Raw genomic sequence first — 25,360 nt, 5'->3', positions numbered from 1 at the left:
GCCTACCGAGCCGATTCCGACTGCAGCCGGAGTCCGGCGAGGAGGAGATCGAGCCCGGCGGCGAACTGATCGCGGTCGTTGTGCCGCTCGAACTCGCCGACGATGTGGTTGATGAAGGGGTACGCGGTCGCATCGAGCGCGCGCCACTCGCCTGCGATACGTGCCAGGTACTCCTCGCGCGTCACCTCGCCTGACACGACGGCCGCGGGCGGCTCCTGCCCGAGGTCTGCGGCCGTCCCGATGACGAATCCGACGACGGCCGAGGTCGCGTGGAACACCTGCCGCGGCGTGAGCCCCAGGCGCATGACCTCCTCGCCGATGCGCTCGTAGAGCTGCAGCGAGTGGACCTGAAGCCCGGTATCCCGCAGCACGTACGCGCCGAGCCAGGGGCGGTCGACGATCGTGTCGAACATCGCCATGGCGATCGCGCGGAGGTCGTCGATCGGATCGTCCGAGCCGACGTCGGCGATCTGGTCGAAGATGCCGCCGAGCACGGAGTCTGCGGCGAGGTCGAGCAGCTCTTCGCGGCCCGACACATACCAGTAGACGCTCGCGACGCCTCCGCCGAGCCGGGCCGCCAGGGCTCGGATGGTCAGCCCTTGCGCCCCGGACTCATCGAGGATCTCGACGGCACCCGCCAGCACCGACTCCAGTGAGTGGGATGCGCGCGTGCGGGTGCGCGGCTGCCGCGGCCGGCCGGCGCTCTCGGTCCTCTGCTCTGCCATGGCTCCATCCCATCACGCGATCCGGTCGAGGACCCGCTTGCACCTTATCGAACATTGTTCTATTCTATCGAACTGTGTTCGAACACCGAACGCTGTTCGATTCGCCGTCCCTGTCCACCTCCGAGCGTTGGGAAGCCGCCATGAGCACGATCGCCGTCGGAAGAGCCCGTACGTACACCTCGATGAAAGCCGCATGGATGCCCCTGGCCGCGCTGTGCCTCGCCTTCTTCGTCGAGATGGTCGACAACACGCTGCTGTCGATCGCGCTGCCGACGATCGGGCGCGACCTCGGCGGAGACACGACCTCGCTCCAGTGGGTCACCGGCGCGTACTCGCTGACCTTCGGCGGCCTGCTGCTGACGGCCGGTTCCATCGCCGATCGCTTCGGCCGCCGCCGGGTGCTGCAGATCGGCCTCGGCCTCTTCGGCGCGATCAGCCTGGCCGTGCTGCTCGTGAGCACCACGTTCGAGCTGATCGCCCTGAGGGCCGCACTGGGAATCGCGGCAGCCGCGATGGCTCCCATCACCAACTCCCTGGTCTTCCGGCTCTTCGACGATGAGAAGCTCCGGATGCGCGCCATCACGCTGATGATGGTCGTCGGAATGTCGGGGTTCGTGCTCGGCCCCCTCCTCGGCGGCACGATGCTCGCCCACCTCCCCTGGCAGTGGCTGCTGCTGGTGAACGCGCCGATCGCCCTCATCGCCTGCGTCGGGGTCCGCTTGGGCGTGCCCGCAGACACGGCCGACGGCCTCACCCGCGACCGCCTGGACCTGCCGGGCGCGGCACTCAGCGTCCTGACGATCGGCCTGGCCTGCTACACGCTGACCAGCGGCATCCAGAACGGCTGGGTGTCGCCGATCACGATCGGCGTCGCCGTCGGCGCGGTGGTGTCCCTCGTGCTCTTCATCGTGCGGGAGCGCACGGCCGCCTCGCCCATGCTCGACCTGACGCTGTTCCGCCGCGGCACGGTGCAGGGCGCGGCGATCGCGCAGATCGGCACCTCCGTCGCCATGGCCGGCGTGATGTTCTCGCTGATCCTGCACTTCCAGTACGCGTGGGGCTGGTCACCGCTGCTGGCCGGGCTCGCCAACCTCCCGATCGTCCTCACGATGATCCTCGCGACCCCGCTCACCGAGTGGCTCGTCCGCCGGCTCGGCCATCGCTTCGCGTGTCTCGCCGGTGCACTCCTCCTCGCGGCGGGGCTCCTGCTCATGGCGTGGGCCGTGGAAAAGAACTACCTGGCGATCGCGGTCGCGATGGTCGTCATGACGATCGGTCTGCGAACCGTGATGACCATCTGCGCGGTCGCGCTCGTCGGCGCGATGCCCGAGAACCGCACCTCCATGGGCGCCGCGCTCAACGACGCCGCCCAGGAGGTCGGGACGAGCCTCGGAACCGCAGTCATCGGGACCCTGATCGCCGCACTCGTCACCACCGTGCTCCCCAGCGGAACCTGGACCTCCGCCCTGGCTGGGTCCTTCTTCCACGGAGAGCAGGTCGCCTTCCTCGTCCTGGCCGTGGCGGTCGGACTCATCTCGGGCGTCGGGGCCCTGACCCTGACGAACGCCCGAACCGTGGACGAGCACGCTCCCGCCGAGGAGGCCGCGGATGAGGGTCAGCGGCCCACGATCTCGGCGAGGTAGTCGGTCGCGAGCTTCTCCGCCGCGTCGCGACGATCGACAGGGTGCTGGCCGATCCAGCGTCGATAGAGCGCCACGGCTGCGAGCAGCGCCTCCGAAGCCTCGGCGACGGCGTACCCGCAGACTGTCGCCCTCAGTTCCGCCGCTTCGCCGGGGGCGACCTTCTCCAGACGCCGGACACCGCGGGGTTCCACCCCTGCGCGGAGCGCCGCCAACGGGCCGAAGACGACACTGCGCAGGAACGAGAGCGTGTCGAGGACCTCGAAGAGCTCACCCCGGCCGAGCTTCGTGGCGCCGTAGTGCACCCACACCCAGAACCGATCCTCGATCCACTGCAGATCCAGTGGCGCATCCTCCAGCGGATGCGCCACCAGCTCCCGCGCCAGAGCGCCCGTGGGATCCCAAAGCAGCCGCGGATCGCTCACACGCTCCGCGAAATCCGACACTCGCACGAACGTGAAGTCGACGTGCAGCACCGGCGGTCCCATCAGCGCGATGATCAGGCGCGGCTCCCCCACATGCTCGCCGGTGAACGCGACGGCCGGCGCCGACCACGATGCGATCAGACCCAGACGATCCGCCATCACCGACTCGTACTGGTCGTTGTGGATCGCGAGCACCAGGTCGACATCCGAGTACTGGTCCGACGCGCCGCTCGCGAGGGAGCCGCCCACCGCGATGCCCGCCACACGGCCATCCGCCGCGATCCGCGGAAACACCTGATCGAGGAACTCGTGCTGAATCGTGCCGTGCGCCATAGATGTTCTCCTGTCGAAGGAAAGTTCTCCAGGCTACAGGGACGGCTAGAGTGCAGTCGATGGCCAAGCGCAGATCCCGCAGGAAAGGCAACCCCGCCTCCACCGGGCGGTCGACCAGGCCGCCCGCGAAGCGTCCACCGCGCGGTTACCGACTGAGCACCCGAACCATCAGCCGGTGGACGCGCGTGCTGGTCTACACGACGCTCGGCGGCTACGCGATCGGCGCCGTCATCGCCATCATCGGCCTCTTCATGCAGGACGACACTCTGCCGGCCCTCGGGCTCGGCGTCGCCGTGCTGGTCACCGCTGTCGCGCTCGCCGGCGGAGCCTTCCTGGGCGGTCAGACGCTCGCCAGGTTCGGCGGGCTCATCGGGCTCGCGTTCCTCGCCGGAGCAGGACTCGCCATCGGCGGCGGCGCGATCGCGCCCTGGCTGCCTGCGCTCGGCGCCGCAATCGCCGTGCTCTCCATCATCGGACTCGTCCTGCTGGGCATCCGGCGCCGGGTGCCTATGTGGCTGGGCGCCCGCAACGACGGCAGCCCCGACTAACCCGGGCCCGTTCGACTTGCGGCGCCGCTGAGCAGTTCGGGGAGCAACGCCGTTCCAGATGGGCCCGACGGACCGCCCGGCGTCGGGCGCGTGCCGGCAGTGACGATTCCGACCTGCTGCAGCGACTGGGTGCCGCGGTCGAGGTAGCCGTGCTCGGCGAGGTGCTCGCGGTAGGCGGCTTCGCGCGCCTTCACGGACGCGATGACCGTCCACACCGGTGTGGCGATGTCGTCGTTGTAGCTGGAGTGCAGGATCGGGGCGTGCCCGGTGACGGCGCTCAAGCCGGCCGCCGCGTCGCCGTCCACGGCGAGGACGCGGGCGCCGAAAGACGGGTTCCGCGGGTCGACGCGGCTGAACCGACCGAGTGCGGCCTCCTCGTCGGCGGTCGCCTCGCCGGCGTAGACCGCGTCGGCATGGAGGACGGCCGCGTCGCGGATGGTCTCCTCGATGCCCGCCGATCCGAGGAGGACCATCGTGCCGATCCCGAGCGGGCTGTCGGCCAGGGCATCGGCGGCCATCGTCGTCCCGTAGGAGTGCGCGACGACGTTCAAGACCGGCAGACGATCCGCCCGCACGGCACGAACGCCCCGGATCGCCTCGGTCAGCAGGGGAGCTCCCCTGGCGGCGTACTCGCCGAGGGCGGCATCGATGCCGACCGGCGGGACCACGTACCCCATCCACGCGATCACCGCATGGTCGGCCGGCGCCCCGGCGTCCCGCTGCGCCGCCCACACGTTCTGCGCCGCCAGCGTCCACAGCTGCATGTCGGTGGTGTACGTGCCCATGCCCGGGATGACCCAGGTGATCATGGACGCCGTGTCCAGGTTCCCGATGGCGATCGCGGCGGTGGGGCGCGCCCCCGGCACGAACTCCACCAGGTGCCTCGCCGGGTGGCTCTTCACGGTCACGGCGGCCCGGATCGCCTTGTAGGCGGCGAGCGCCAGCACGTTCCCCGTATCCGACGGGCGAGACACCACCGCGGCCTGCGCCGAGGCGAGTCGCTGCTGCAGCACCTGCTTGTTCGCCCTGTCCCGCGTCGCGTACGGGACCCCGTCGAAGTTCCCGACGAAGCCGGGCAGGAGTCGCTCGAGCTGCGCACGTTCCCCCTTCGGCACACGCGGCCATTCCCGGGCCGTCTCCTCCGGGTTCGCGTTCGCGAGCTCCAGGAGCCGGGCGGGATCCGCCCGGACCACCGCCTCGATCTGCGCCGCGTCCAGCCGTGCCAGTCGCTGAAGCTGCGCAGCCGTGGACGCCCGCACCCCGGCGGGGGCGATGAGGGCTCCGATCGTCGCGCAGGCCGCCAGAACCGCGATGAGGGACCACCGGCGCAGACCGGCCCGTCGCCTACGGGAGCCGCCCCGCGGCGTCCGCGCCATCATCCGGCCGTCGGCGCTCTCCGCCCCGGCGAGCCGGAGCGGCGGAAGAAGCGGGCGGCCCTCCCCGTCCACAGCACGACGATCACGGCGACGCTGATGGCGAGATCCAGCAGCCGGAAGGCCGTCACGGCCCCGTCCGTGAGGAGGACCACGACACTCAGCGCTGCGGACGCGGCGAACAGCACTGTGAGCAGCACGCGCGCCTCCCGTCTGCCCCTGGTCAGCCCGGAGCCGAGCGAGATCACCAGAAGGCCGAGCAGGATCGTGATCGCTCCGACGACGGTGATGACGAGACGCTCCAGCGCGTCGAGGCCGTCCCCGTAGCGCACGAACAGCAGCAGGATGCCCGCGAGGATCTCCGCGACGCCCGCGATGTAGCAGATCACGACGGCGCCGATCAGTTCGGCCGGCGGACGGACGCGGCCGTCGACGACGGCGCTGCCGACGGACGGCGGCGCATGGGCGGCCGTGTGCCTGTGCACGAACCGCCGGTGCACGAACCGCACGATCTCGATGAGTCCGACGCAGGCGGCCGAGAACACCAGCACCAGAAGCGCGGTGGCCGCGGAGACCTCGGTCAGCTGGAGGAAGTCCCGTGCGATCGGGACGGAGTACACGAGGATCAGCCCGACCATCATCGACCCGATGATGATCACCTTCCAGCCGTCGATCGGACGCGACAGCACGGTCAGCACCCAGAGGCCCACGATGGTGAGGATCAGGGTGGAGCCAGTCCGCAGCTCGGGCTGGCCGATGCCGAACGACGTGGCCGACCAGGAGTAGACGAGCAGCGTGAGGGCGATCACCGCGCCGGCGGGGACCGCGAACGAGAGCGAGCGCACCAGGAACCCGGGGATGTAGCGCCGGGCGTTCGGCATCAGGGCGAGGAAGAAGCTGGGCAGCCCGATCGTCAGACCGTCGATCACCGACAGCTGACGCGGCAGGAAGGGGAACTGCAGCACGAAGGCGCCGAACAGCACGGCGAGCGCGGTCGCGTACGCCGTCTTGGTGAGGAACAGCATGGACACGCGCTCGATGTTCGCGATGACCTGACGCCCTTCGGAGACCACGCTCGGGAGGTGCGAGAACCGGCCGTCGAGCAGCACGATCCGGGCGACCGCTTTGGTGGCGGCCGCGCCGGACTCCATCGCGATCCCGATGTCCGCCTGCTTGATCGCGAGCGCGTCGTTCACGCCGTCGCCGGTCATCGCCACCGTGTGCCCGCTGGACTGCAGGGCGACGACGATCGCCTTCTTCTGGTCGGGGGTCACCCGCCCGAAGACGGTGTTGCGCTCCACGACCTCGGCCAGCTCGACCGGGTCGTCCGGCAACGCGCGGGCGTCGAAGCCCTGCGGCGCGTCGAGCCCCACCTGACGGGCGATGGCGGCGACCGTCTGCGGGTTGTCGCCGGAGATCACCCGGACGGCGACGCCCTGGTCGGCGAAGTACTGCAGCGTCTCGGCCGCGTCGGAGCGGATGCGCTCGCGGAAAGTGAGGACGGCGACCGGCTCCAGGTCCGCCGGCAGGCGCTCCTCGTCGGGCAGTGGCCGGGGAGAGTGGGCGAGCACGAGCGTCCGGCGGCCGGATGCGGCGAGCTGCGCCGTCCGGTCCGCCAGCCGGTTGTCGGGGAACACCATCTCGGGTCCGCCGAGCACCCAGCTCCCCGGCGCCTCCGCGCCGAACGAGACCGCGCTCCACTTTCGTGCGGACGAGAAGGGGATGCGCCCGGTCGGCCCACCCGCGACCGGTCGCGAGTACGGCACCGCCAGGCACCGCGCCGTGGCGTTCGCGTCCGGGTCGGCGCCGTACCAGGCGAGCACCTCCCGCCACCCGTCGGGGCCGTCGCCGAGCGGGTACTCGGCGTCGAACTCGATGTCCCCTTCGGTGAGCGTGCCGGTCTTGTCGAGGCAGATCAGGTCCACCCGGGCGAGCCCTTCGACCGCCGCGAGCTCCTGCGCCAGCACCTGCTGGCGCGCCAGCTTGACCGCCCCGACGGCGAACGCGATGCTCGTCATCAGCACGAGACCGAGCGGGATCATCGCCACCACCGCGGCGATCGTGTTCACCGCCGCCTGACGCCACGACCCTGACGACACCGTGTCCGCCCAGCCGCCCAGCGCGATGACCTGCGCGTTGAAGACGAGCAGCGCGATCGGTCCGACCACCCAGGTGACCCAGCGCAGCACCCGGTCGATGGAGGAGCGCAGCTCGCTGGCGACGAGGGAGAACTTCTTCGCCTCGGCCGAGAGCCTGTTGGCGAAGGACGCGGCGCCCACGCGCTCCACGCGGGCGAGCCCCTCTCCGCCGACCACCACCGACCCGGAGAGCACCTCGTCGCCCGGCGACTTGTCGACGGGATCGGACTCCCCGGTGAGCAGGGACTCGTCCAGCTGCAGGTGTCCGCCCGTGACGACCACGGCGTCCGCCGGGACCTGGTCTCCGGCGCGGAGGGCGAGGATGTCGTCGAGCACGACGTCGGCCACCGAGATCTGGCTCTGGCTGCCGTCGCGCACCACGCGCGCGTTCGGCGCGTGCAGCACGGCCAGCCGGTCCAGCGCGGCCTTCGCCCGGAACTCCTGGACCGAGCCGATGATCGTGTTCGCCAGCGCGCTCAAGCCGAAGAGCGCATCCTGCCACCGCCCCAGCAGCAGGAGCACGAGGAAGCACGCCGCGATGATGCCGTTGAAGAGCGTCAGCGCGTTCGCCCTCAGGATGCTGCCCGCGCTGCGGCTGGCATCCTGCCGGTAGGCGTTCGTCCGGCCGTCGGCGACCCGCTCGGCGACCTCCGCGGCCGAGAGCCCCCGCCCGGCGTCGGTGGGGACGGATTCGTCGAGCGGCACACCGGCCGGTCTTCCGCTTCCCGCCATGACCGCCCCCGCTCGCCGTCCCTGTCGACAACGTAGCGGTTCACTGACTAGCCGAGCTAGCTTTTGCGCGGAATCGGGCGAACGCCGGCGGTCGCAAGCTCAGAGCGAGGCGCCATCGGTGAACCGCGTAAGCGTCGGCGGTCCGGCCAGGTAGTCGCCGAGGCCCGAAGCGCCCGGCCCGGCGCGCCAGGCGCGGTACGCCTCGTCATGCTCGAGCGACTCCCAGTGCTCGACCGCGACCACATGGGTAGGGTCCGTGACATCCGTGACGATCTGCACACCGAGGCAGCCGTCGAACGCCCGCGTGTCCTCGAGGATGGCGACCAGCGCGGGCGGCCCGTCCTCGAGGTGTTCGGCGGCGAAGCGCATGTCGAGGAGGGAGGTGACAGTCATGGGGGCGACGCTAGCACTCGGGGGACGTCGGGATGCCGTTCCGGCCTCCTCGATGGTCGTTGGTGTCGGTGGATCGGTCCTCCGCCGATGCCGGCCACGGCCCCGACTGAACGGAAGAACCCGAAATCGCGGGGATTGCGGGGGTTCGATCGGCGGAGACGGGCGGGATTTGAGCCCTGACGCGGCCCGAAGCGACGCTAACAAAGCGGAAAGCCGCGGGATTTTGCCTTGCCTCCGGCCACGGACCCCGCCGTGCGCCCAAGCCAGGTGAGTGCTGGACGCTACTTCCGCTTTGCGGCCTTTGCGCTGCTAGTTTGCGAGTGCGCACGGAGTATGCGTCCAAGATCGCGCGGCGCCGACGCCGCCTGACCCTTGTTGACGACGGTGGACCCTGAGGACATTTGCGATGCCCCGGCAGCAGCCCCAGTCGCGCCGGCTCTGTAGACGTTGGCACCCGGGTAATTCTGCATGGTCATATTATCTCCGACGCTGGGTTGAGCCTTGCCTGGAAGTAATGCTTGCGCGCTACCCACTTGAAGCCTTCGTGCTTCGTGATCGTAGCAATCTCGATCGGGCCGCCAACAGTAGCCCCGCCGGGCGAAAAGCGGACGTACTGAATGGTTGCGTGCACCAGGAATTCCGCGAGGTCGATCGCGTCCTGAATCGGCATAGCGTCGACGACAAGTTGAGTCTGGACTTGCTGCTGTATCGCCGAAGCCGTCTGATGCGCTTGCGGGAGGGGGACACCGAGGTTGGTCAGCGCGACTGCGGTGTCCAAGCTTGTGCCGGTGAGAATGCGCTGGATGGCTTCGGGCTGCCCCCACCACGCAGCGCCCGTATCGCCTGCAAGAATCTCGGTCGGCTTGCCTGCGTTTGGGCCGGTTGAGCTGATCACGAACACTCGAGGCTGGTCCGCCCCGCTCGAATAGCCGCCGACCAGGTATCCCAGATCCGGACCAGTGTTCCCACCGTCGTTCCCATAGAGGGGAACGAAGTGGTCATTGTAGAAGAACTCGGCGGCCTGAGCTGCCACGGCCTCGATGTCATAGGAGGCTCTATCAATGGCCCAGGGTCCAGAGCTCTGTTCCTGAAACTTGGCTCGCAAGTCCTTGCTTAACGTCGAGATGGAAGCTGGCCCGATGTTACCCAAACCCCAAGTCATTGCACCGATGGGGAGGCCCTTATGAAGGTTGAACACCTTGTTCGCATTGTTATAGATATTCATGATGGACATGGATCCATCCGGGTTCGCGGCGGTGAGCGTCGATGCACTATCCGCCGCAAGGACGACGCCATCGTGCACCTTGATCAGCAGCGCGATAGTCACGTTTTGACGCTTCCATACGCACTTGGCGCAGGCGAGGGCATCGCTCACCCCAACAAGGGGGACATGGATCCCAGCCCGGGACGATTGCGGTTCCGGAGAGCAATTGGCCAACTGGATTGGTATCCCGTCGTAGCCGCGCTATCAACGGATCTCGGCGGACTCTCGGGGCGACTCGGGCAGCCGACGCAAGCCGACGATCCGCCGCGGAGGGGCCGCCTCCCCATGCCGAATCGGGGACACCGCTCAGCGCTCAGCGCGCTGCACACAGACGGGCTGCTTTGGGTGGTCGAAGGACTTCGAACCCACCGCGGCACTACTTCCACGCCGCCTCGTGAACTGCGGCACTCACGGTTGGACCTTCCTCGTCACAGGCTTGCGGGCTAACTGGTCGTCCGGAGCGGAAACGCTAATCTGGCGCCATGAGCCGCATTATTCAAGAACCGTCCGGGCGCCCGGGGAACCACCAGGATGACCAGGAGTTGACGGTTCGTATAGTCTGCGACACGTGCGGCGTTCCGATCAGGGACGCGCAGTTGCACGTCGTCTTTGATCGCGTTCCATACGGGGTGCCGGCCGAGATTCGCTTCGTGCATGCAGCTTGCGATAACAAGCCGTCCGCCGACCCATGGATGCCCTACGCGGCATTCATAGCGAAGACCCGTTGACCGGCAAGTTCGTATCTGGGTTCGACGAGGGATACCTCACACGAGAGGCTGCAAGCCCGAGTGACGAAGAAGCAGTCGCGGACGCTTTGGGCATGCTCGCGACCAATCTAGGACACCGTCACCCCAATTGCGCGGGCTCGACTATCGCCAGAGCTAAGCAACAATGCGAGCCGTGGGTGAACCGTGAGGTTTCCATCGGACTCGAGGCAATTCTGTTCGCTGGAATTACCCCTGACCAGCACTCTGGAAGGCGCGGAACTTCGCTTCTCTTCACTACCAAGTGCAATCTAGGCTGACCACGATCGTGGGGCCTTTGTGGAGGCTCGGCTTCATAAAGGGAGCACCCCGTGCCGCTCGCATGGTGCTCCGCTGCTCCCGTGTACTTGATGTTTGGAGCTCTCCAGTCTTGTCAAAGTGTTGTCATTCTTGTGGACGCGACCCCTAGTCCCTCAATCAGGAGCCTCCGACTGTCGCTTAGCTCGAATGCGTTCGAGCCTCGCGGGCCCCTGGAAGACCTCGCTCAGCACTTCCGCCATGAGCGCTAGAAGCTCTTCCGAATCGGTTGCATCCACGGCAGCATCAATATCTCCGTGCGCCATGTCGTTACCGGCAAACCGAACTTCATGCGCCTGCTCAGCAATAGCGGGGCGAATCAACCCTTCCCGCTGCATCGAGTTGATCTTTGATGCGAGAGTGCCATCGCTGATTCCCTTGCTTTTGGCAGTAGCCTCGACAACCGTGCGAGCCATGAGGATGGCTGCCATGTGATTTCCTACGCTGGCCGACGAATAGGCTTCGCGAGCAGCTCGAGCGATAGAGGCCGGCACATCTTCGACTGCGGGCGCGGCCCCCACTTTGGGCCACCACTCCAGTGTCTTCCTAGTCTCGGCCTCAGCGGCAGTCTTTCGGACAAAGCCGAGGTCCGTGGTAACGCCGCCGTAATTTCCATTGACATTGCGGCCTCGAGCGATCGACAGGGCCTCGCAGAAGTCACAGGTGGCCGCGAACTTGACCTCTGCATGCGGATCATCTAGCTGACCCCATTTGATAGTCATGTTGGCGTAGCGCTCGCAAAACGGACACGTAGTCGATGGCATACGTTGGACTATATCGACGCCCTGCGACACCGGGCCCAGCGCTGCGCACCGCCTACCGTCAAGGGTCGACCCACGACCCTGCGCGCACGACCGTCAGCCTCGCCGTCTCCGCCGCCGCCAACGTCAAAGCAGTCCCACGGATACTCGCCCAGGCCCCGATCCAAAGGGTCGTTACCGGCGCCCCCTAGTCGACGGCGGGTCCCCGCCGTCTTTGAATGAATCGATCAATGCTCACGACAGCATCGACAGCTTCGTCTGCCGGTACGTCTTCTCCATGGATGGCTCGATTTGCCGTACCAATCGAATGGCGGAGTCGGCGCGCCTCGTTCTCAGACACAAGACCAGCCCTTTCAGCTACAACCACAAGCTGACCCGCACCACCTCGGGTGGGGCGCCCTGCGCTCGTCACCGACTCGATGGACTCACTGTTCAGCAGCGCAAAGAGCTCCTGTTCGAGAATGCGCCTCATTCTTGCTAACGCGTTCCAGGCTTCGCCATTACCAATATCTCGAAGGGCTCGCAAACCATCTGCCGTGAAACCCGTATCTGCCCAATGCGGTTCTGAACTCTGCCATGGAGGCTCTGTATTCGTATCGTTGTCGGAGGCCTCTTCGAGTGGTTCACCGAGGAAGCCTCTCGCGGCATTGAATGCATGCCTGAATCGCACGCGTATTTCAGTGTCGCGGACATAGTCGGGCATGGAGGTCGAGCCAAGGTCGCGAACGATGAGGTCACCCACCGACTTGAGGGTCGCCTCTCCTAACACAGCGTCGACGTGGATTCGCTCGAGGGTCGCCCGCTGGAGTTCAGACTCGGCGCGGTTGCCGATAAACACAAGCCCGGCGATAACCGTGGTGACTGCGGTTATTACCGCTGAAGAGAGGCCTATGAAGAGTTCGAAGCTCAAAGTCGGCCGTCCTGCGCACGATAGCGCCGAATGAACGCCCTGATCTCGACAAGCTCACCTAAGAGGGCTTGAGCCGCGACGAACTCAGCATGCAGTCGACGAGCGAACGAGAAGGCAATGATTCCGATTGCAATCAGGACCGATGCGGCCACCCAGGCCGCGATTAGCCACCCCCAACCGATGCTCTTGGTCGAGTCCACCTGAATGAGGGGGACCAACGTTGCGAGGGCCACCGCCGAACCGGCCCCAGCTAGCGCTTTTGCCGTGGTCGCCATGTGGTCTGCCTTCCAGCCGTAAAGGGCCGTGAGCAAAGAGTACGGATCGTCGAGCTCGACCGTCGCAAGGTCGACCAGATCTGCGACCGTAACCGGCCGCCCGATGTAGTTCACCGCCCATGACTTCAAGGTCATGCGACGAATCTAGCGAGGCATCCACGTATTCGCCGCGGTACGCTCCGGCACGTCGGGGTGGAATCGCTGCTATGGAGCGGTCGGAGTAGACCGGCAGGTGACTTGTAGCCGGATAGCGACTCAAGGGCTCGCTCTTGCGAGAGGCACGGGTAGCTGAGGGCCTCGTACCGTAACACTGCAAGGATGGAGAACGGCTCTCTCACTACTGTCAGCCAAACGGTCCCCAACGGCAGCTTTTCGCGCGCGGATGCGCTCAAGTGTCGATGCTTTTCGATCTCTCGTGGCGCTGGGGGCCGCGTTCGACCAGCTGTTTGAGGAGCTGAGGGTGAAGCAAGATGACGTCAGCGGTCGCCCACTTTCGCCCTCACCGACGCAGTCCGAGTGGGCCCGCCGCTCGAGGAGTGGTGTCGGCTTCCTCTTAGTGCGGGTCCGCGTCGTCCAAATCAGCGGATGCATCGTCACCGAAACCTAGGTCGCGCCAACGCCTAAACGGAGGCCAGTCAGGCTCGTGAGGAGAGAAAGCTCGGTAGATGCGAATTGTCGACGCCGTAACGCGATCAAACTCGTCCGCCAGGCGATCCACGTCCGCTACGGTCATCGCTTGCTCTTCGAAGGATCTGCGCTGACGATCGCGAGACACCCAATAGACGCGATCAGAATCGGCTGTGCTTCCCCATGGCCGAGAGATCGGTTCCTCGGCAAAAGGAACGTTGCTCCACGTTCCGTGGACAACTCTGTTCCGGAGCACACGCAGGGAGTTGGCCCGGTCAAGGTTTCGCAGGATGTCGGCGTGAAAATCGACGGTGAAACTGTCGTTGTATGGGTCCGTTATCTTGAGAAGGGTACGGCAGGTCTGGATCAGCCACTCAGTGTTTTGCCCAGAGACAAAAACCCAGGCTTCTACGCCGCCGGCCAACGTTTCCGCAAACTCACCTAACATCGCGTCCAGCAAGGCTGATGAGTGCGCGACTCGGCCAATCACGCGGTAAAGCGGTTCGGGCAGACTCGTATGCCACGTAATGTCCTGAGCCAACTCATCCATAGCCCGAGCGTACTTGGGGACACCCGACTTCCTCCGTCCCGACTGCCGGCGGAGCACGAGTGACCGGTCCCTGCCCTCTACCCCGGGCGAATTCCCGGAGCCGCTCATTCGATGACCTCGACACACCATTTCGATTGGGCGCGATGACGCCGCAGCGAGATCAGCTGTGGGACATTGGGGGGGTGGCGATGCTTGAGCGGCATAAACCGGCCCTGACCACCACATCTAGTGGCGGAGACGGAGGGATTTGAACCCTCGGTCCCCTTACGGGGACTCCACCTTAGCAGGGTCGAGTAACCCGGCCGAGCACCGCATTTCCGCGCATCGCGTGCAACAAATGCACCGCTCTGCACAACGCGGAGTTGATTGCAACTGTCCCCTGGCTGTCCCGGTTTCAGGCTCGCCGACACCCAGCCAAAGAGGGTTCTTGAAGCATTCATGGTCGCGAGTCGAGAGCGTGGGATTCGAACTCTATCCGGGGACCTTTGGGCATCCCGCCGTCGACATGAAACCGCAGAAAATCAACGATCCACGGGCTCGACTAACTCTCTACGACCTCTCATGACCCCACCCAGTTGTGCGCAAAATGTGCGCAGATCGCGGCGTGCCGTCAGATTGGCCGATGTGATGTCTCAAGACATCGGTAACAGTTCTGCCTCAGGACATCGGTAACACTTTATGTCTCAGGACATCGGTAACAGTTAGCGGGTTTTGCGTGGTCCACGGGGTCCGCGGGGTTGGCCGTTGCCGACGTATTTGGTGCCCGGTTCGGGCCACGGGTATTCGGCCAAGAGGGTGCCCTGGGCGCCGAAGATGAGGAGGTGGTCGTCTTCCTCGATCCGGTAGGCGATGCTGCCGGCGAGGGTGCGGCTGACTTGGAACTTGGCGCCGCGGGCATAGACGGTGCCGTTGTCGTGGATCCGGGTCATTCGCAGGCCATCGTCCGCGAGCGGGGCCGCCAGCTGCGGAACCGGCCGAGGCGGCTCGACCACCGGCGTCGCCGCCCAGGCCAGCGTCGGAGTGATCCGGCCCGGCAATCCTTGGTGCGGTCGCTCAGTGTTATAGATCAGATCGAATGCATCGACCTGGGCTTGCAACTGCTCAAGGGTCTCGGCGAGCGGTTGCTTGTCGAGGAACCGGAACAGGGTCTGGTGGAAGCGCTCATTCTTCCCCTGCGTGGTCGGCTTATAGGGCTTGCCGGTGATCGGCTCAACGCCGAGCGAGCGCAGATAGACGACCAACTGGCCCAGCACTCCCCGCCGCGACGGGTTCAACGCCGCCCCGTTATCTGACAGCAGCCGTTGCGGGACGCCATGTGCTGCGATCCCCTTGCTGACCACTGCGATCGCCCCTTCGGAGGTCTCACCCCAGGAGACGTGGGAGGCCACCGCAAGCCGGGAGTGATCGTCGATGAGCTGGAAGATCACGCACTTGCGACCACCGGTCAGAACGTATTCGGTGCCGTCGAGTTGCCAGCACGCGTTCGGCGCCGGATAAACGAACCGGCGATAGGACGCCCGCGGCTTCTTCTTCGGCTCGAGTCGAGCGACGCCAGCGTCGCGGAAGATCCGCGCTAACGACGACACCGCGGGGACTGGTTCCATCCGGAGGGCGCGCATCTTCTCGTGAACACTGATCGGCCCGTGATCCAACCCTGACTGCTCCAGCGCCGCACGAACCCCGATCGCCTGAGCCTTCACCTCGTCGGAGATCCGGTTCTGGATCATCGACGGCCGGCGGGTGCGTGGCTCAAGTGCCGCAGCCTGTCCCTCCGACCGCGCTCGATTGCGGATCGCATAGAACGTCTTTCGGGCGATCCCGTGCTCAAGACAGAACGTCGTCACCGACCCCGCGGCGCATCATCAGGCCACTGGGCGATCGCGAGACGGACACGAGGATCAACAGGCTCAACACGACTCATCCCTCAAAGATCGAGGACAAGTGTCACCACCAAGACAGCCCCAAGCGTTACCGATCTATTGAGGCAGGTTCGTTACGGATGCGCTGAGACATAACACGTCAGATTGGCCGATGTGCAACTGACAAAGGCCTATGACAGCGGGTCCTGTGTTTTCTGCTTGAGTCGCTCGTAAGGAGTCTGGCCTGCGAGGGCTCCGTGTGGTCGATCGTAGTTGTAGTAGTCCTCCCATTGTTGGAGGCGGTCGTTGAAGAGGTTGACGTCGTCGATGACCTGCCCCTCCAGGAGCCGGTAGAACTCCTCCGCGTCGATCCGGTGCGAGCGCTCGATCTTGCCGTTCAGCCGCGGCGTGGCAGGTCTGATGCGGATGTGGTCGATGCCCTTGTCCAGCAGGTGCCAGTGGAAGGACTGGCCGCTGCCGTTGTCGGTTTGGACCTTCTCGACTTTGAACGGCAGCTTGGAGAGGACGTGGTCGATGAAGCGGATCGCGGTCTTCTGATCGTGGGTCGGGTAGGCCTTGAGCACGCGCAGACGGGTGCAGTCATCGATGGCGGTGTATTGGTAGTAGCGCTTCTTTTTGCCGGTCTGGCCCAAAGGTTCGATGAACTTCACATCCACCTGCAGCGCATGGCCGGGGCGCTGCTTCTCGTAGCGCTTCCACCGGATCTCCCGACGTTTGTAACGCTGCGAAGCCGGCAACCGGTTCGGGCCGACCTCCTTGAGGATCCGCCAGACTCCGGAGACGCTGATCGTGATGTCGTGATATCGCTTCAAATACATCGCGATCTTCTCCGGCCCGAAGTGATACTGCTGGCGCAGCCAGAGGATCTTCTCGATCACCTCCGCATCGGTCGCGGCCGGTGAGTGATGCGGGGCGCTAGAGCGATCCTTGAGCCCCTCGAACCCTTCCGCCTCGTAGCGCTTGAGCCAGTGGTAGTAGGCCTGCCGGCTCACGCCGTAGTAGCGGCAGCTCGCGGCGATGTTGCCGCTGACTTCCTCAACATGCCGCAGCACCGCGAGCTTGTGATTCGCCCGCCGTTCAATCGCCCGCTGGGCCGAGGCGGAGAGTTCTCGTGTCATGCAGTCTTCCTCCCAAGTGGAAGACCCGACTGTCAACAACCTCCGTCAGTTTTATACGTCAGATTGGCCGATGTGATGAATCAGGACATCTCCGATGACGCGGCCAGTCGGTTCGGTGATCGTAGTTTGTGCTGATTAACTCCCGGAATTGCGTTACGGCGGATACTCCTGATCTTCCGGTTAAGCCCAACGACGCGGTGCGAGGGCGGCGACAGCCTCCGCACCGCGTCCGCTCGAGTGGCGGGACGACCCTATTCGGTCATCACCGCGGTGACGTCGACGGCTCCGTGCAGCACGTAGCGCACGTCGCCGTCGTCTCCGAAGGCGGGGAGGAAGGTCGGCTTCCAATAGCGCACCTCGAAGGACCCGTCCGGTTGCTCCATGTCATACCGCTGCGGGGGCAGGTCGAGGCTCACCTTGTCTTCGATGACGTCCTCGATCGCTCCCTTCAGTACAGCGGTGCCGTTCGCCATCGGGTCGTCGGGGTTGTCCGGGAAGACGTCCAGGATGTCCCGTCCGATGCAGTCGCGGCCCACCCCGGTGCTGGCCAGGAACGAGTCGGTCGCGGCGACGATGGTACGGTCGCCGTCGACGACGACGTACGGCTCCGGCAGCGCATCGAAAATGCGGGTGAGGTCCGAGAGGGCCAGGAGGTCGTTCATCATGATCAGTGTCCTTTCGTGGTCGTTCGAGCGGTCGCGTCCGCCAGCTGCGCGAGGGACAGGGCGTCGACGATGCGCCGGTAGGCGGGCATCTCCACGCCGGCGCTGGTGCCCAGCGCGAGCACATCCATGATCTGCGCCTTGACCTCGGTCGGCCGGCCCTTGTCGTGGTCTTCTTTGAGGGAGGTGCGGTAGCTCGGCGGGATCGACGCCACCATGGCGCCGCGACGATCACAGCCCACAGCGCACCGGCATCCGATCTGGTCGCCGCAGACCTCGTCGCCGGCTACCGGGGCAGCTTGCTCGTGGCCGCCGCCGTCCTTCTCGGAGCTGCAGTGCTGGCGCTCGTCATGGTTCGCAAACGAGACGAGCGACAACTCGCGACCGACTGACAAGCCGTCAAGCGTTTGAGATGATCCAGGCGTAGCCGGGGCCGTCCGCTATTGAGCGGACGGCCCTTCCATGTTGTGGCGACTTCTTAAGGGCCCGCCATCGATGGCGGGCCGATGCTGCACAGCTGGCACCGGGATGACGTGCGGAAAGCACATGCTCTGCAGTCGTGACGCTGCGATTGTGAGCGTCGAGGTGATGCATCAATGTCGACGCCACAGCCGCGACGCGCGGTCTACTTCGTGTCCGACAGCACGGGCATCACTGCTGAGACCCTAGGCAACGCGCTACTCTCCAACTTCCCTGGGCTGACGTTCCTCCGCCACACGATCCCGTTCGTCGACAGTGTCGGAGGGGCCCGCGATGTCGTCCGGGGTATTGCGGACGCGCACGCGGCGGGGCTTGATCCGATCCTGTTCACCACCACGAAGGACGCCTCGGTCAGCGATGCCCTCGCCGCCGCGCCCGCTACGCGCATCGACCTTCTGCAGGGCCATCTAACCGAGCTCGAGAACTGCCTCGCGACGACTGCTACCGAGCAGCTCGGGCGGTTCCACACCGTAGGCGACCCGGAACAGTACTTCCGGCGGATGCGAGCGGTCGAATATGCCATCGAGCACGACGACGGACAAAGCATGCGCGCCCTGGACATCGCGGATGTCATCATCGTCGCGCCGAGTCGGTGCGGGAAAACACCGACGACCATGTACTTGGCGCTGCAGTACAGGCTCCTGGTTGCAAACTACCCGCTGACCGACGACGACGATCCCGGCGATGGGCTCCCTCGAGACGTCGCTCGGTACGCATCCCGTTGCTTCGGTCTGACAACCACTCCGCTGCGATTGAGTCAGGTCCGCCACGAACGACGACCGTCATCGCGGTACTCGAGTCTCGCCCAATGCACTCGGGAACTTCGGCGAGCCGAAATCCTCTATCGCGCGACTGGCATCCCTTACCTCAACTCCTCGACGAAGAGCGTCGAAGAGATGTCCGCCGTGATCTTGCAGACATTGAAGCTGCGCCCCTGATTCCAAGAAAAGGAGAGCTCATGAGTAACGTCCTCTGGTTCGACCACATCGATATGAGCGACATCGACGCGGTCGGAGGAAAGAACGCTTCCCTCGGCGAAATGGTGTCCAACCTGACCCGGCTCGGCGTCCGCGTCCCACTGGGATTCGCGACCACAGCAGACGCCTATCGACGCTTCCTGGCTCACGACGACCTCCGTGGTCGCATCGCCGCGGCATTAGCGGCTACAGACGTCGACGATGTCGCCCAGCTCATCGGCACTGGTGCGGAGATTCGCCGGTGGATCGAGGAGCATCCGCTCCCGTCGGATGTCGAAGCCGACATCCGGGCGGCATTCGCGGAACTGACGAAACAGGACGGCGACACTGGCAGCACCTGGGCGGTCCGATCGAGCGCCACCGCGGAGGACCTCCCGGACGCGTCGTTCGCGGGCCAGCAGGAGACTTTCCTCAACATCGGCGGGATCGAGAACGTCCTCAGCGCAATCCGTCGCGTCTACGCCTCGCTCTACAACGACCGCGCCATCGCATACCGCAACCATCAGGGCTACGACCACGACGAGGTCGCTCTCTCTGCGGGCGTACAACGGATGGTACGTTCCGACATCGGCGCATCGGGTGTCATGTTCACTTTGGACACGGAATCGGGCTTCGACCAAGCTGTCTTCGTCACCAGCTCGTACGGTCTCGGAGAGTCGGTCGTGCAGGGCGCGGTGAACCCGGATGAGTTCTATGTTTCAAAGATGGCGCTGCGTTCGGGTCGGCCGGCGGTGCTGAAGCGTTCGGTCGGCGAGAAAGCGATCGCCATGCGTTACACCCACAGCCGTGCTGCCGGCGCGAGCACAACATTCGTTGATGTCCCCGAGGCTGAACGGCAGATGCTGTCCCTCACTGACGTTGAGGTCGAGGAGCTGGCAAGGCTGGCCTTGATCATCGAGGAACATTACGGGCGAGCGATGGACATCGAATGGGCCAAGGACGGTCTTGACGGAACCTTGTCTATCGTGCAGGCCAGGCCAGAGACCGTCGCATCCCGGGCCAGTGGAAACGTGATCCGTCGATTCCGGCTACGTGAAGAGGGAACGGTACTGGTCGAAGGCAGAGCCATCGGACAGCGGATCGGGGCGGGACCTGTGCGAGTGCTCTCCCACCTGGACCAGATGAGCAGCTTCTCCCCCGGAGATGTGCTTGTTGCCGATATGACGGACCCGGATTGGGAACCGATCATGAAGCGAGCGTCTGCGATTGTGACGAATCGCGGGGGCCGAACCTGTCACGCCGCTATCATCGCGCGTGAGCTCGGGATCCCTGCAGTGGTCGGCACTGGCACGGCAACGCGCGACCTCGAAGAGGGCCGCCTCGTGACAGTCTCGTGCGCGAACGGCGACACGGGCCTGGTGCTCGCCGAGCTCCTCGATTTCGTGGAGGAGGAGACGCCGCTCGACACCATGCCGACACCTCCCGTGAAGATCATGATGAACGTGGGAGCGCCCGATCAGGCGTTCGCGTTCTCTCGCCTGCCGAACGCCGGCGTGGGCCTTGCCCGGCTCGAGTTCCTTATTAACCGGCAGGTTGGCATTCACCCGCGAGCACTGGTGGAGCCGGATCGGCTCCCGGAGGACGTCCGCCGAGAGATCGCGTGCCGCACCGTGGCCTACGGAAGTCCGCGCGAGTACTTCGTGAAGAGAGTTGCGGAGGGCGTATCCATGATCGCCGCAGCCTTCGCCCCCCAGCCGGTGATCGTGCGGCTCTCCGACTTCAAATCGAACGAGTACGCCAACATGCTCGGCGGCGACAGGTTCGAACCGGACGAGGAGAACCCGATGATCGGCTACCGGGGAGCCTCAAGGTACCTATCGCCCGAGTTCCGGGAGTGCTTCCGCATGGAGTGCGAAGCGTTGCGATTCGTCCGCGACGAGATGGGGTTCACCAACGTTCAGGTGATGATTCCGTTCGTCCGCACGATAGAAGAGGCGGCAGCAGTGGTTGAACTCCTCGGCGAGAACGGGCTCCGTCGAGGAGAAAACGGTTTGAAGATCATCATGATGTGCGAGATTCCAAGCAACGCATTGCTCGCCGACGACTTCCTCCCGTACTTCGACGGCTTCTCGATCGGCTCCAATGACCTGACGCAACTCGCGCTTGGTTTGGATCGCGACAGTGCTGACGTCGCTCACCGGTTCGATGAGCGCGACCCTGCGGTGCTGGCTCTGCTCTCCCTCGCTATCGCGGCATGTCGGCGCCACGGTAAGTACGTGGGTATCTGCGGCCAAGGCCCCAGCGATCACCCCGACCTCGCGGAGTGGCTGGTCGCCAACGGCATCGAGTCGGTGTCGCTGAACCCGGACACCGTACTCGACACATGGATGCGTTTGAGCGCGACAGAACAGCCAGCCTGATTCGGAGAAGGGCCACCGACCGGGAAGTCGGTGGCCCTTCTCCTGCGACGGGACGAGATGCGATGGGATGTATCAGGCGTCGAAGGTCTTCGACTCCCCCGGCTGCAGCGCGATGATCGCGTCGCCGAGGCCGGCGTTCTCGAACAAGCCGCGAATCCCCTCAGCGTCCTGGCTGAAGTGCGCCCAGGAGTCCTCGTGGACGGCGATCACCTTCGTGGCGCCAAGAGTCTTGGCCGCCTCGAGAGCGCGCTCGTTGCTGAGCGTGATGTACTGACCGTCGGCGATGACGTCGAACTTTGCGCCGCCCACGAACAGGATCGCCACGTCAACCGACGGATACCTCGCAGCGATGTCCTCGACCACGGCGAGCTCGGAGTTATCGCCGCTGACGTAGACCGTCGGATGTCCTTCCGCTTCGAGGATGACCCGATCACCGGTCCGAGCGCCTCCGCGACCTCGTCGGGTCCGTGCTGAGCGGGCACGGCAGTGATCTTCAGTTCGCCGCCCTCGGGGAGCGCTACAGTTGCCGACTCGTACTCGGTGAGGCCGGTGACATTCGGTCCGAACTGATCCGCCACCTGCGAGGTGGTGAACGCGTTGGGGACCATCGTCAGGAAACCCCGGCCGGACACGTCGAGGTTGTCGATGTGCTCGTGTGAAGCGAGCGCCACGTCGACAGTGCCGAGTTGCTCCGGGGTGAATGCCGGTCCGGTCTTCTTGACCACAGGACCTGCAATGGGGTGGTGGTAGACCTGCGGTGCGTCGAAGGCGGGGATCGGTGACGATGCGGAGGCCGGCGAGGTCGAGGACCGCCGTTGGGCCTCCGACGAGGGTGACAGTGATTGACATGTCGCTAGTCGATCCCATCTGCCGTTTTGTGAATAGTGCAGGATCTGTACCGCATCATCAGGCGCCCGTCATCTGAGCCGTCACGTCCTCGGCTCCGTGCAGGACGAAGACGATCTCACCGTCGGCATCGAAGACAGGCGCGTTCAACGGCTGCCAGTAGCGCACCTCGAAGGATCCGTCGGAGATCTCCATGTCATAGCGCTGCGGGCGCAGGATGTCGATCTCCTTGGTGGCGAGGACGCGTTCGATGGATTCTCTCAGCACCGTTGTGCCGTTCGCGGTCGGGTCCTCCGGGTTGTTCGGGAACACGTCGAGGATGTCGCGTCCGACGATGCGGTCGCGCTCCTTGAGCGTTGCGGCGAGGAAGGTGTCCGTCGCTGCGACGACGGTTCGGTTCGGGTCGACGACGATGTACTGGTTGGGAAGCGCTTCGAACAAGCGCCGGAAGTCCACGTCGGAAGGTGTGTTGTCGGCCATCGGGCGTCCTCTCTGGGAAGGGGCACGCCATTTGGCGGCCCCGCATGCTTTCCGCTAGTCGAGCAGGAGGGGCCGGTTCCTTCCAGTCCAGTTTCTGTACTGGGAGCGCTGGGGCCGGGTTCAGGCCGAGAGCGACCTTGGTCGGAACCAGGTCGGGTATGCCCGGGCGAGTTCGGGGGAACCTTCGAATCCGACGTCGCCTGTTGCGATCGCTGCCGCACAGGCACGTTTGCCCCACCCGAGGTCGTTCAGCACGAGCGGCTCGACGATCACGGTCAGGTCCGGTTCCCGGTCTGGAACCCCGATGCAGGCGCCGGAGCTGGTAGGGCTCACGTAGATATATGCCGATGTTGGTTTCGCGCGAGGAAACCGGAAGGCGAGTTGCAGATCCTCTTTGGGCAGCACATCCCGGTTGAGACCTTGGTACATCTGCCACATGAGCGATGTCACCGAGAGCTCGGCGTCAGCATGTGGCGGCACCTTCCAGTCGAGGGCCCAAGCACCTAGCGCCTCGAGGACGGGGCGCAGGGCAAGCCCGGAGTCTGTCAGCCGCTATTCGCCTCGGGCGCTGGACGGGTCAGCATATACGTGCTCGACGACGCCGATTCTTTCAAGATATTGAAGCCGGGTGGAGAGTAGGGATCGCGACATCGCGGGCAATGCGCGGTGAATGGCGTTGAAGCGGGTGACCCCGACGAGGATCTCTCGAACGATCAGCATGGTCCAGCGGTCGGCAATGAGGCGCGCGCCGATGGATACCGGACAGAACTCCGTCGGCGGTATCCAGCCGTCGTTCTGTCCGGCAAGGTGTGGAAGCGCATCGCGTGTGCCGGTCATCTGACCCCAATCATCGTTAATTGAGTAGGCACGAGTTTGTCTGCTTGAACGTCGCAAGGCAACTGGAGAAGAGGATCCCACAACAACGGACGACTACTGTGTGCATGTGGCACATTCGTGCGGATCGCGCAGTGAGGCCAGCACAGACCCCGACTCGGCTGCCCGCCTAAAGTCGCGGAAGGGTTAGACGACGGCCGCCAAAGGCACGAAGGGATGACATAGTGCCGACAGATAGGCAGGATGTGCTTGCGGAACGACGGGCTGCAGTGCTCTCGCAGCTTGTGGTTCTCTTCGCTGAGGGCAGCGACCCGGTCGCGCTGGCGAAGGATGCCGTCGAACTGGTCGGCCGCGCAACCGACACCGCGGCGGTCTTCGTCTACCTCTGGGATTCCGAGGAGGAGCGGCTCGTCCTGCGTGTGGCGACAGCTGTTCCGCAGCGAGCTGGCATCAACGAGATCAAGCTGCGCCTCGGCGAGGGCATCGCCGGCTGGGCGGCCCTGCGAGAGCGTTCAGTCATCATCGAACGGGACCTCCAGGACGATCCTCGATTCATGGGATTCGACGCCATCGATGAGAACGAGTTCCAGAGCGTGCTGGCCGTCCCCATCGCCGACGAACAGAATCAGTTGCGTGGCGTTTTCGCGCTGTATTCGATGGATGAAGCAGCCTTCGGGGAGGATGAGCTGGCGATCGCCGTCGAGGTCGGCCGCTTGCTTGCCAGCGGGCTCGTCCGAGCTGAGACGGTCGACAACCTCGCCCGGCAGTCGGCGAGCGCTCATTTCCTTCTCGACTTCCCGACCGCCACGCGAACTGCGCTCGTTCCGTGTCTGCAATTTGCGGCTCGTCGGCTCGTAGACCTCCTCGACGCGGAGGTCTGCGTCTTGGAGTACATGAGCCAGCGCGAAAGCGGAGCCGCTCCGATCATGTTCGCTTTCCGCGGCGACAACGATGAACACCGGGTCTGGTCGACGCACTCCCGCGCCGCGGCGCAGGCCAGCATCGACCAGCATTGCGTCGGGATGGAGCACACCTCGGTGTCGCTGGGGATGGGCGCTTCCCGTGGAATCCTCTCCTGCTACCGCACCGCCCGTTTCCGAGCACAGGACTTCGAGCGCATCAGCGCACTCGCGATGCAGCTGGGCGTACTTCTGGAAGCAGTCGACCTCAACTCCGTCGGCTCGTCACTTGCCACGCGGCTCCGTTTCACCCATGACGACGCGGAAGCGGGTCGCGTACTGCGGGAGCTGGGGATGGAGGGGCCGGTGTGCCCGGTGCTGATCCGCGTACATGGCGTACGGAGCGACTGGGAAACCACCAGCCGGTCACTCAAGGAAGCGCTCACCGCGGCCGCCGGCGCGCGCGCGGTCGTCCTGCTTCATTCAACCTGGGGCATGATTCTCGCGGACGCGCCCGGAGGACGTGTCTCCGCCGAGCTGAGCAGCCATCTGCTGGCAGCAGTGCAGCGGCTCTCGGAGGACGTGGGGCTCCAAGCCGCCATCGGCGTGGGGAACGTCGCCGCGACACCGGCGCAGATGAGGCAAGCGATGGCGAATGCGCAGAAAGCCCTGGAATGGGCTGAATCCTATGACCGAGAGCAGCCGGTCACTATCGCCTCGTACTCTGACATCCGCAACGTTCTCCCACTCTCGGACGTAGTCCGCGGCATGGTTCCTGACGTCGTCCGACTGGTAGAAGTGCTGGAGCCCCTGGTCCGTTACGACGTGGAGCAGGGAGCTCAGCTCGTCCGGACGCTGTCAGTCCTCGCCAGCTGTGGTGGGTCGGTGAACGAGACCACCGTGCGGCTGGTGATTCATCGCAACACGTTGCGTCAGCGGATGCAGCGGATCGAGCAGGTTCTGGGCATCTCGCTTGATGCAGCGTCCGATTGGCCGGCGCTTACAATGGCGACGCGCGTAGCGGCGGACCGAGTAGATCGTCTTCGGCCCGCCGCTCGTCGTTGATGGT

The 25,360-nt window shown here is 65.2% G+C and carries 22 protein-coding genes, 1 tRNA gene and 1 pseudogene; 5 read left to right on the top strand and 19 right to left on the bottom strand.

The window, feature by feature from the left end; genetic code table 11:
- Nucleotides 1–2 precede the first annotated feature (2 nt).
- A complete protein-coding gene (locus tag P5G59_RS06190; RefSeq protein WP_301217059.1) occupies nt 3–725 on the bottom strand; it encodes a TetR/AcrR family transcriptional regulator in 723 nt (240 codons plus the stop codon).
- 140 nt (nt 726–865) lie between these two features.
- Between P5G59_RS06190 and P5G59_RS06185 the strand changes: the two genes are divergently transcribed.
- On the top strand, nt 866–2,368 hold the full coding sequence (locus P5G59_RS06185; RefSeq protein WP_301217058.1) for an MFS transporter: 1,503 nt from the start codon (nt 866–868) through the stop codon (nt 2,366–2,368).
- Here the strand turns inward: P5G59_RS06185 and P5G59_RS06180 are convergent.
- Nucleotides 2,341–3,123: a hypothetical protein gene (locus tag P5G59_RS06180; RefSeq protein ID WP_301217057.1), complete on the bottom strand. Its 783-nt coding sequence runs from the start codon at nt 3,121–3,123 to the stop codon at nt 2,341–2,343. The two genes, P5G59_RS06185 and P5G59_RS06180, sit on opposite strands and share 28 nt — an antisense overlap.
- Nucleotides 3,124–3,182: 59 nt before the next feature.
- On the opposite strand from P5G59_RS06180, the gene P5G59_RS06175 reads away from it, so the two are divergent.
- Nucleotides 3,183–3,671: a hypothetical protein gene (locus P5G59_RS06175; RefSeq protein WP_301217056.1), complete on the top strand. Its 489-nt coding sequence runs from the start codon at nt 3,183–3,185 to the stop codon at nt 3,669–3,671.
- Here P5G59_RS06175 and P5G59_RS06170 read toward each other — a convergent pair.
- The 13 genes and pseudogenes from P5G59_RS06170 to P5G59_RS06110 form a co-directional block, all read right to left on the bottom strand.
- On the bottom strand, nt 3,668–5,119 hold the full coding sequence (locus P5G59_RS06170) for an alpha/beta hydrolase (RefSeq protein ID WP_301217055.1): 1,452 nt from the start codon (nt 5,117–5,119) through the stop codon (nt 3,668–3,670). The genes P5G59_RS06175 and P5G59_RS06170 overlap by 4 nt on opposite strands.
- On the bottom strand, nt 5,047–7,887 hold the full coding sequence (locus P5G59_RS06165; RefSeq protein WP_301217054.1) for an HAD-IC family P-type ATPase: 2,841 nt from the start codon (nt 7,885–7,887) through the stop codon (nt 5,047–5,049). The genes P5G59_RS06170 and P5G59_RS06165 overlap by 73 nt, the downstream gene beginning before the upstream one ends.
- 126 nt (nt 7,888–8,013) lie before the next feature.
- A complete protein-coding gene (locus P5G59_RS06160) occupies nt 8,014–8,307 on the bottom strand; it encodes a putative quinol monooxygenase (protein WP_301217053.1) in 294 nt (97 codons plus the stop codon).
- A 472-nt stretch (nt 8,308–8,779) separates the two neighbouring features.
- A complete protein-coding gene (locus P5G59_RS06155; protein ID WP_301217052.1) occupies nt 8,780–9,634 on the bottom strand; it encodes an Ntn hydrolase family protein in 855 nt (284 codons plus the stop codon).
- Nucleotides 9,635–10,748: 1,114 nt separating this feature from the next.
- Nucleotides 10,749–11,396 (bottom strand): DUF4145 domain-containing protein, encoded by a 648-nt coding sequence (locus tag P5G59_RS06150; RefSeq protein WP_301217051.1) that lies wholly within the window; start codon nt 11,394–11,396, stop codon nt 10,749–10,751.
- A gap of 184 nt (nt 11,397–11,580) precedes the next feature.
- Complete coding sequence (locus P5G59_RS06145; protein ID WP_301217050.1) at nt 11,581–12,303, bottom strand: hypothetical protein; 723 nt, start codon at nt 12,301–12,303, stop codon at nt 11,581–11,583.
- Entirely contained in the window at nt 12,300–12,713 is a 414-nt protein-coding gene (locus tag P5G59_RS06140; protein ID WP_301217049.1) for a hypothetical protein, read from the bottom strand. Before P5G59_RS06140 ends, P5G59_RS06145 begins: the two co-directional genes overlap by 4 nt.
- A 418-nt stretch (nt 12,714–13,131) precedes the next feature.
- Nucleotides 13,132–13,755: a hypothetical protein gene (locus P5G59_RS06135; RefSeq protein ID WP_301217048.1), complete on the bottom strand. Its 624-nt coding sequence runs from the start codon at nt 13,753–13,755 to the stop codon at nt 13,132–13,134.
- 229 nt (nt 13,756–13,984) lie between these two features.
- Nucleotides 13,985–14,074 (bottom strand) — tRNA-Ser (locus tag P5G59_RS06130).
- Between the two features lie 382 nt (nt 14,075–14,456).
- Nucleotides 14,457–15,676 (bottom strand): annotated as a pseudogene (locus P5G59_RS06125) (integrase core domain-containing protein).
- A gap of 129 nt (nt 15,677–15,805) precedes the next feature.
- Nucleotides 15,806–16,753 (bottom strand): IS481 family transposase, encoded by a 948-nt coding sequence (locus P5G59_RS06120; RefSeq protein WP_301217046.1) that lies wholly within the window; start codon nt 16,751–16,753, stop codon nt 15,806–15,808.
- 251 nt (nt 16,754–17,004) lie between these two features.
- Nucleotides 17,005–17,418 (bottom strand): PAS domain-containing protein, encoded by a 414-nt coding sequence (locus tag P5G59_RS06115; RefSeq protein ID WP_301217044.1) that lies wholly within the window; start codon nt 17,416–17,418, stop codon nt 17,005–17,007.
- A gap of 2 nt (nt 17,419–17,420) precedes the next feature.
- The gene (locus P5G59_RS06110; RefSeq protein WP_301217043.1) at nt 17,421–17,633 is read right to left on the bottom strand and encodes a ketopantoate reductase family protein; all 213 of its coding nucleotides are present in this window, start codon (nt 17,631–17,633) and stop codon (nt 17,421–17,423) included.
- A gap of 378 nt (nt 17,634–18,011) precedes the next feature.
- On the opposite strand from P5G59_RS06110, the gene P5G59_RS06105 reads away from it, so the two are divergent.
- Both P5G59_RS06105 and ppsA read left to right on the top strand, forming a co-directional pair.
- Nucleotides 18,012–18,833: a pyruvate, water dikinase regulatory protein gene (locus tag P5G59_RS06105; RefSeq protein WP_301217041.1), complete on the top strand. Its 822-nt coding sequence runs from the start codon at nt 18,012–18,014 to the stop codon at nt 18,831–18,833.
- A 20-nt stretch (nt 18,834–18,853) separates the two neighbouring features.
- Complete coding sequence (gene ppsA, locus P5G59_RS06100; RefSeq protein ID WP_301217039.1) at nt 18,854–21,232, top strand: phosphoenolpyruvate synthase; 2,379 nt, start codon at nt 18,854–18,856, stop codon at nt 21,230–21,232.
- Between the two features lie 72 nt (nt 21,233–21,304).
- Here ppsA and P5G59_RS06095 read toward each other — a convergent pair whose 3' ends face one another.
- The 4 genes from P5G59_RS06095 to P5G59_RS06080 form a co-directional block, all read right to left on the bottom strand.
- Nucleotides 21,305–21,595, bottom strand: coding sequence for an MDR/zinc-dependent alcohol dehydrogenase-like family protein (locus P5G59_RS06095; RefSeq protein WP_301217037.1), 291 nt, complete (start codon nt 21,593–21,595; stop codon nt 21,305–21,307).
- Nucleotides 21,596–22,138: 543 nt separating this feature from the next.
- Complete coding sequence (locus tag P5G59_RS06090) at nt 22,139–22,558, bottom strand: PAS domain-containing protein (RefSeq protein ID WP_301217035.1); 420 nt, start codon at nt 22,556–22,558, stop codon at nt 22,139–22,141.
- 120 nt (nt 22,559–22,678) lie between these two features.
- Complete coding sequence (locus P5G59_RS06085; RefSeq protein ID WP_301217033.1) at nt 22,679–23,008, bottom strand: hypothetical protein; 330 nt, start codon at nt 23,006–23,008, stop codon at nt 22,679–22,681.
- Between the two features lie 102 nt (nt 23,009–23,110).
- On the bottom strand, nt 23,111–23,395 hold the full coding sequence (locus tag P5G59_RS06080; RefSeq protein WP_301217031.1) for a winged helix-turn-helix transcriptional regulator: 285 nt from the start codon (nt 23,393–23,395) through the stop codon (nt 23,111–23,113).
- A 266-nt stretch (nt 23,396–23,661) separates the two neighbouring features.
- On the opposite strand from P5G59_RS06080, the gene P5G59_RS06075 reads away from it, so the two are divergent.
- Nucleotides 23,662–25,356 (top strand): helix-turn-helix domain-containing protein, encoded by a 1,695-nt coding sequence (locus P5G59_RS06075; protein WP_301217029.1) that lies wholly within the window; start codon nt 23,662–23,664, stop codon nt 25,354–25,356.
- Nucleotides 25,357–25,360: the final 4 nt, after the last annotated feature.

It is taken from the genome of Leifsonia virtsii, assembly GCF_030433675.1.
GTDB lineage: Bacteria > Actinomycetota > Actinomycetes > Actinomycetales > Microbacteriaceae > Leifsonia > Leifsonia virtsii.
Note: the sequence above shows the minus strand (reverse complement) of the source record. Positions and strands in the feature narration are given on the sequence as shown.

Excerpts from the sequence above, each read along its gene's own strand:
- P5G59_RS06150 (WP_301217051.1), bottom strand. The coding sequence starts at position 11,396 with ATGCCATCGACTACGTGTCCGTTTTGCGAGCGCTACGCCAACATGACT.
- P5G59_RS06120 (WP_301217046.1), bottom strand. The coding sequence starts at position 16,753 with ATGACACGAGAACTCTCCGCCTCGGCCCAGCGGGCGATTGAACGGCGG.
- P5G59_RS06175 (WP_301217056.1), top strand. The coding sequence starts at position 3,183 with ATGGCCAAGCGCAGATCCCGCAGGAAAGGCAACCCCGCCTCCACCGGG.
- P5G59_RS06090 (WP_301217035.1), bottom strand. The coding sequence starts at position 22,558 with ATGGCCGACAACACACCTTCCGACGTGGACTTCCGGCGCTTGTTCGAA.
- P5G59_RS06190 (WP_301217059.1), bottom strand. The coding sequence starts at position 725 with ATGGCAGAGCAGAGGACCGAGAGCGCCGGCCGGCCGCGGCAGCCGCGC.
- P5G59_RS06160 (WP_301217053.1), bottom strand. The coding sequence starts at position 8,307 with ATGACTGTCACCTCCCTCCTCGACATGCGCTTCGCCGCCGAACACCTC.
- P5G59_RS06080 (WP_301217031.1), bottom strand. The coding sequence starts at position 23,395 with ATGACCGGCACACGCGATGCGCTTCCACACCTTGCCGGACAGAACGAC.
- P5G59_RS06135 (WP_301217048.1), bottom strand. The coding sequence starts at position 13,755 with ATGGATGAGTTGGCTCAGGACATTACGTGGCATACGAGTCTGCCCGAA.
- P5G59_RS06180 (WP_301217057.1), bottom strand. The coding sequence starts at position 3,123 with ATGGCGCACGGCACGATTCAGCACGAGTTCCTCGATCAGGTGTTTCCG.
- P5G59_RS06115 (WP_301217044.1), bottom strand. The coding sequence starts at position 17,418 with ATGATGAACGACCTCCTGGCCCTCTCGGACCTCACCCGCATTTTCGAT.
- P5G59_RS06140 (WP_301217049.1), bottom strand. The coding sequence starts at position 12,713 with ATGACCTTGAAGTCATGGGCGGTGAACTACATCGGGCGGCCGGTTACG.
- P5G59_RS06185 (WP_301217058.1), top strand. The coding sequence starts at position 866 with ATGAGCACGATCGCCGTCGGAAGAGCCCGTACGTACACCTCGATGAAA.
- ppsA (WP_301217039.1), top strand. The coding sequence starts at position 18,854 with ATGAGTAACGTCCTCTGGTTCGACCACATCGATATGAGCGACATCGAC.
- P5G59_RS06110 (WP_301217043.1), bottom strand. The coding sequence starts at position 17,633 with ATGGTGGCGTCGATCCCGCCGAGCTACCGCACCTCCCTCAAAGAAGAC.
- P5G59_RS06105 (WP_301217041.1), top strand. The coding sequence starts at position 18,012 with ATGTCGACGCCACAGCCGCGACGCGCGGTCTACTTCGTGTCCGACAGC.